Source organism: Salipiger marinus (assembly GCF_900100085.1).
Lineage (GTDB): Bacteria > Pseudomonadota > Alphaproteobacteria > Rhodobacterales > Rhodobacteraceae > Salipiger > Salipiger marinus.
In genome coordinates, this window is record NZ_FNEJ01000104.1 from 1 (window position 1) to 1,215 (window position 1,215).

Below are 1,215 nucleotides of genomic sequence, written 5' to 3' on the forward strand. Positions count from 1 at the left end.
CAGACCTCGTGCCCACCTTTGGGCGTCCAGACCGCGACGAACGCCCTGGCGTTCCAAATCGCGTGGCGCGACCCTTGAAAAAAGACATCAGAGCGACAAGTTGATACCGTTCAGCGCGTCTAGTTCCAAGGCATGAGGTCGTCGATCTGCGCTGCAGGTCAGTGATTTGTGATGCGCTGCAGGGTTTGGGGGAGCCAGGCGTTCGGGTAGACTTGGTTCATCCGGCAGGTCTGAAGAAGTGTAGCGATGGTGGCCCATGGAGTTACAAAGCCTGAACGGCCTCAGCTGCCCGCTTACGGTAGTAACGCCTGAAAGGGGGAAGACCGCAGACATCGGAACGATGGCTGGCTTTGCGAGATAGGATCAAGAACGCTTCGCAGCGTTGAAATGCGCTTTGATTTGGAAGCCGCTTTACTGATCCAAGCGAGCATCGACGGCTGCTTGGCATCTACCGGGCAAAGCTCTCATCACACTGAACTGGAAAAAGATGTTCGGGCTTGGTGGTGGGTCCAGATTAGGGGTAGTCTGACGTATCACTCCCGTAACGGCGGGTTGGTTTGCGAGCACTATCCCGTTTTCTAGGACGTCGCACCGAGCCACCACAAAGCCGGGTTGCTGGTTGTCCGTCAAATCAACGCTTCCAGGTACTTTCAGGCGATCCTCTTGCCAACGTTTGGCAGCCCCTTCGGCTTCTTCCCACTCGACCCAATCTTGCCACTCGTTTGCGAACTCAGCTTTGAGGTCGGGATGTCCTCCCCACAAGATGCAGCCGAGCACATTGTTAAACAGCGGCGGGAAAATCGTGGCTACCAGTGTTCCGACGCTTGTGTTCAAGCGGATTCGTTGCTGGCGTTCATTTTCGTCGATGACTTCGCCGAACCTCAGCAATGGAGCATCTGTGCTTTGAACCACACTAGCTTCACACGCATCCAATACCTCGTTAAGAGAAATGTCGGCATTTGCCTTTGAGGGCAACAACGACAAAGCTAAAAGGCCAGCCGAAAGAGCAAGAGCTGTGGTGAGGTTTCCTTTAACTTTGATCATTGAAATATCCTCCATTTTCATATGGTATCTTCCTGTTTTAACGGGTTCTGCCGTAGAACTTACGCAGCCACTTTCAGTGTGAGTGCTGGACGTAATCTCCCCAAAAGCGCTGGATGAAATTTCCCCAGTTTGGCGCTGTTGCCGATGGTCCGGGGGGCATGCCCCCCGGAC

Annotated in this window: 1 protein-coding gene; it reads right to left on the bottom strand. The window is 54.1% G+C overall.

The window, feature by feature from the left end:
• Positions 1–411 precede the first annotated feature (411 nt).
• Positions 412–1,065, bottom strand: coding sequence for a hypothetical protein (locus tag BLR51_RS27625; RefSeq protein WP_131821925.1), 654 nt, complete (start codon positions 1,063–1,065; stop codon positions 412–414).
• Between the last annotated feature and the right edge of the window lie 150 nt (positions 1,066–1,215).

What these genes read in the sequence shown, in the direction of transcription:
- BLR51_RS27625 (WP_131821925.1), bottom strand. Translation starts at nt 1,065, where the DNA reads ATGAAAATGGAGGATATTTCAATGATCAAAGTTAAAGGAAACCTCACC.